At 23.4% G+C, this 5,307-nt stretch carries 4 protein-coding genes and 1 pseudogene; 2 read left to right on the forward strand and 3 right to left on the reverse strand.

Annotated elements, in window-relative coordinates:
• Nucleotides 1–145 precede the first annotated feature (145 nt).
• The gene (locus T405_RS03385) at nucleotides 146–751 is read left to right on the forward strand and encodes a thermonuclease family protein (RefSeq protein ID WP_036431256.1); all 606 of its coding nucleotides are present in this window, start codon (nucleotides 146–148) and stop codon (nucleotides 749–751) included.
• Nucleotides 752–823: 72 nt separating this feature from the next.
• Nucleotides 824–2,776, forward strand: coding sequence for a DNA topoisomerase subunit B (locus T405_RS03390; protein ID WP_036431259.1), 1,953 nt, complete (start codon nucleotides 824–826; stop codon nucleotides 2,774–2,776).
• Nucleotides 2,777–2,846: 70 nt separating this feature from the next.
• On the opposite strand, the gene T405_RS03395 is transcribed toward T405_RS03390, so the two are convergent.
• The 3 genes and pseudogenes from T405_RS03395 to T405_RS04140 form a co-directional block, all read right to left on the reverse strand.
• Entirely contained in the window at nucleotides 2,847–3,611 is a 765-nt protein-coding gene (locus tag T405_RS03395; RefSeq protein WP_084271913.1) for a GmrSD restriction endonuclease domain-containing protein, read from the reverse strand.
• A gap of 21 nt (nucleotides 3,612–3,632) precedes the next feature.
• On the reverse strand, nucleotides 3,633–4,946 hold the full coding sequence (locus T405_RS03400) for a DUF262 domain-containing protein (protein WP_036431266.1): 1,314 nt from the start codon (nucleotides 4,944–4,946) through the stop codon (nucleotides 3,633–3,635).
• A 108-nt stretch (nucleotides 4,947–5,054) separates the two neighbouring features.
• Nucleotides 5,055–5,264: pseudogene (locus T405_RS04140) on the reverse strand (IS3 family transposase); the annotation flags it as partial.
• Nucleotides 5,265–5,307 lie beyond the last annotated feature (43 nt).

A 5,307-nucleotide genomic window follows, 5' to 3' on the forward strand; every position in this document is an offset into this window, starting at 1 on the left:
AAAAATTGACTGTCATGTTTTTGTATATATCTAGTTTTCAAAGAACTTTTTTTGTTTGCTTGAATATTATAACACTAAAAATTTTTTTCAAAATATTTTTTTACTTTTTTTGTTTTAACAAAAATTAAAGATATATAAAAAACATATGAATAAGAAAAAAATTAAATTTATATTTTTTAATATTACTTTATTTAGCATTCTCCTGACTTCATTATCTTTTTATTTATATTTTAAAAACAATAATATAAATAGTTTCATTAAAGTTAAAATAAGTAATGTTATAGATGGTGATACTATAAATGCAATAGATAATAAGAATAAAAAATACATTATTAGATTATATGGAATTGATACTCCTGAAATAAAAAAAGATTCTGTTAATGAAGAACTTGCTATATATGAAGATAAATACGGAAATTTAGCTAAAAATTATTTGAAAAATAAATTAAGTGAATTAAATAATGAAATATATATGAAAATAATAGAAAAGGATAAATATCAAAGATATGTTTCTATTTGTTATTTTGACAATAATTTTTATTTTAAAAATAGTCTTAATTTTAATTTGGTTCAAAACGGTTTTGCAAGGGTTCATTATATTCAAGATACAAATTACAAACAACCTTATTATACTAAGGATAAATATCAAAAAGAATTTTATAAAGTAATCTTAGAATCTCAAAATTATGCAAAACTTCACTATCTAGGAATCTGACAACATAATCAAATAGATATATTTCATAAAATGTAATATATAAATATAATGTTATAATTATATTTATTAATTATAATTAATAAATCATTTAATAAATGGAGTGATAAAATGTCAGAAAATAAAAAGAATGAATATAATGCTTCTAATATAAAACACTTGGAAGGTTTAGAACACGTTCGTAAACGTCCTGGAATGTATATCGGAAGCACTTCAAAATCTGGTTTACATCATATGGTATGAGAAATAGTTGATAACTCTGTTGATGAGGCAATGGCAGGTTATGCTAAAAAAATAAATATTACTATTACAAAAAACGATGAAATTATAGTTGAAGATGATGGAAGAGGTATACCTATTGGTATGCATCCTAAATTTGGAATAAGTGCTTTAGAAGTTGTTTTAACAAAATTAAATGCTGGTGGAAAATTTGAATCTAATGCTTATAAGGTTTCAGGTGGTTTACATGGTGTGGGTGCTAGTGTTGTTAATGCACTTAGTGATTCAATGAAAGCATGAGTTAAAAGAGATGGTAATATTTATTATGCTGAATTCGGAAATGGCGGTCAAACTATCAAAAGCACAAGCATAATTGATACATACCAAGGAAATGAAACTGGAACTAAAATTCAATTCCATCCTGATTTTAAAATAATGGATAAAATTCCATTTGATAAAGAATTAATACTTGATCATGCAAAACAAATAGCTCACTTAAATAAAGGTTTATTCATAAGTGTTAACGATTTAAGAGACAATACTTATAATGAATTTCAATATGAAAACGGAATTGTAGACTATGTTAAGGAATTAACTCAAGGTTATAAACCTATTACAACAGATGTTATATATGCTTCTGGAGATTATAAATATATTAATGACATTAATCAAGAAGAAGTTATTATAGGAGTTGAAGTAGCAGTTCAATATTTAGAAGATTTATATAGATCAAATATTATTTCATATACTAATAATATTTCAACTCATGAAGGTGGGTCACATCTTTCTGGATTTTATGATTCTTTAATGAGATTAATTAACACTTATGCAATCGAAAAAGGTTATTTAAAAAATGAATCAGATAAATATACACGTGATGATTTAATTGAAGGATTAACTGCTATTATTTCTATTAAACATCCTGATCCCCAATTTGAAGGACAAACAAAAGGTAAATTAGGTTCAAAGGATGCTCGTAGAGCAGTTAATGAAATTTATTCAAACGTTCTAGAAAGATTTTTAAATGAAAATCCTAATATAGCTAAAAAAATTGTTGAATTAGCATCTTTAGCTAAAAAAGGAAGATTAGCTTCTAATGCAGCAAGAGATAATGCCAGAAGGAAAAATGTTTTTGAAAGTGGTGGTTTACCAGGTAAATTATCAGATTGTGCTTCAAAAAATGCTGAAATTAGTGAATTATATTTAGTTGAGGGTAATTCTGCTGGTGGGTCTGCTAAGATGGGACGTGACAGAAATACACAAGCCATCTTGCCTTTAAGGGGTAAAATCTTAAACGTAGAAAAAACTAGACCAGAGCGTGTTTTTGATAACGAAGAAATTATGTCATTAATTACTGCATTAGGTACTGGTTTAGGTGATAATTTTAATATTAATAAACTTAGATATCATAAAATAGTTATAATGACTGATGCTGATGTTGATGGTGCTCATATTAGAATCTTATTATTAACATTTTTTTATAGATATTTTAAACAACTTATTGAATATGGTTTTATCTATATAGCTCAACCTCCTTTGTATAAAATCCAACAAAATAAATTCGTTGAATATGCATTTAATGATGCACAAAAAGATGAAATTATTGCTAAATTAAATCCAAATCAAAAAATTACTATTCAAAGATATAAGGGACTTGGTGAAATGGACCCAGAACAACTTTGGGAAACAACTATGAATCCAACTAATAGAAAAATGCTTCAAGTACAAATTCAAGATGCATATAAAGCTGACAAAATATTTGAAACATTAATGGGTGATAATGTATTACCAAGAAAACAATTCATAGAAGAAAATGCTAAATATGTAAAGAATATTGATTTATAATAAAATTAAAAACCAAACAAACTAAGATATTAAATTAGTGTTGTTTGGTTTTTGAATCTTATTTTTGTTCTTAATCATCAATTTTATTTTTTATATAAATCAAATTATAATCAAGACACTCTTGCATTATCTTCAGAATGTATTCTTTACTAGAAGTATCTTTAAATTTAAATTGTAAATCACCGTTTCCTCAGTGTCCTTTATTTCCGATATATTCGCATATATTAAGTTCATCACTTTTTAAATATTTATCTTTCATATTTAGTATTATTTTGAGATACTCTTTTTCAAATATAATTGAAATAACACTTCTTATTTTATTCATATAATAAAGTTTATATGTAATATATCACTTATTGTAAGTGGGTTTTATTTCATATGGTTGATCTAAAAATCAATTATTAATGATATGATACAAAGTTTCTGTTTTTTCTGTTTTTATATATCTATCTAATATATTTGAATTATCCTGATTATTATTTGAGTTTTCAATTATGTCTTCTTGTTGATCAGGATATTTTCATATTTTAATAGCTTTATTAAATAATCAAGTAGACCTATCATCGATTTCTTGTTCTGTTCATTTAGATAAGTTTAATAAAGAATCATTAATTCTGAAACCTGAATCACTAAAACCATTTTTCATATTTTTCTTTTCATCAAATGATTTATCACTCATTTCTGAATTATAAGAAGTTAAAGTTAAATTTCCTATTTTATAAAGATAATTTTCTTGTTTACTTTTTCATTCGCTTCCTAAAACTTCTCTCCATTCCTTATTTAAATTTCTGTTTTGAGGAAGTATATGTTCTAAACTTAATAAATCTAAATTAATAGGTGTTTTATTAAAAAATTTTTATATATTTTTTAATATAAATCAAGGTAATTGTTTTTGTTTAAAATTATTTTCTATAAATGATTGTTTAAATTTATTATCATCCGGGAACTCTCTTGAGTCTTTTCCATTTATTAAAAAATTATTTATTGATTGTTCATAATTTTCGTCTTCTATTTTTTGAATTAAGTCTTCAAATATTTTATTTAGTGAACTAGAAGGAATTGAACAAATTTTTCTTCTTACTAAGAAACTAATACAAATTTCTAATATATTAATTAAAGTCTGATAATCTATTAATTTATTTTCAGCATCATTTAACACCTTAAGTAAAAGAACAAAAGAAGGTGTATTATTTAGTTCAACAAATTGTTTGAAAAAGAAATTTAGTTTGTCATCTTTTTCTCTTAAAAAAAGAAAGTTTGTATATATTTTAGCATTCTTGTATATATCTTTTAACAATAATTCAGGTTCAATAAAATCTTTATTAAATAATCTTCACTGTTTAAATTCTTCATATATTTTATTGTTTTTAGGTATCCTTTTTAATTTTAATGTTAAATAATCTTTGAAAAACAATTCAAAACTATCACTTCTTAATTTAAAGTTATTATCTTTAAATAAATCCTCGATTTTTTTTCAGTAATTTTGATATAAATAATTTTGCTCTTCTACTTGGATACCTATTAAAACATTATTTCGTATTAAATCAGTTTTAGTTAAAGGTTTCCCAGTAGAGCTTATGGTTTCAAAAACTTCTTGTGGGTTGTTTGTGTCATCATGACCTATTTCAATAATGCAAATTTCTAATCTATCAATACACTCCTTTAGAGTTTCAAAAGGTAAAGCATATTCTTTTATTAATTTCTTAAACAAATTATAATTTTCAACTAATCTAGAGTTTTGATATATAAATAAATCGCTTCTTTCGATTAAAGAAATTAAAATATCTTTATCAATATTGTTTAATATAATTTTATATCTTCTATCACCATATTTTCTTGTATCTTTAAGAAATTGAAGTTCTTGTTCTAGGTCTAATTTATATTCATCTATACAAGCTAATAACAATAAAACTAGAGTTGTAAGTCTTTGTTGACCATCAATAATTAAATAATCACCTTCAGTAAAACTATTTTTTCCCGCTCGAAAAACATTTACTATAGTACCTAAAAAATGTTTCTTTGTTAGTCCATTGGAAAGAATGATTATATCATTTCATAATCTTTCACAATGTTCTTTTTCTCAAGTGTATGGTCTTTGAAAGATTGGGACATAATAATTATTGTTATTATTTTTTAAAAAATTAAGTATTGATTGAAAATTGGCCTTCATTTTATTTCTCTTTCTTTTCTTTATTATAAATGAAAAAAAAAAAAAAAAAAAAAAGTAAATATGGACACAAAAAATTAACATTTTTGTAAATTATAACATCATAGCTGTTTACTGTGGTGTTTTTCATTCTAAATTTGATTGAATTCTTTCTTTATTATATCAATCAACATATTCCTTTATTTTAAGATTTAATTCATCAAAAGTAATTTCTGAATAATCTAAATCATTTAATAATTCAGTTTTTATGATACCAAATCAATATTTAATTTCACAATTATCTAATGAGTTCCCAATTCTAGAAAGTGAAACTGTACCATTAGATTTTTGACTTTATCAATATACACTTGATTTGTATATTGAA

This window comes from Mycoplasmopsis felis ATCC 23391, from assembly GCF_000701865.1.
In the GTDB taxonomy this organism is placed as follows: Bacteria; Bacillota_I; Bacilli_A; order Mycoplasmatales; family Metamycoplasmataceae; genus Mycoplasmopsis; species Mycoplasmopsis felis.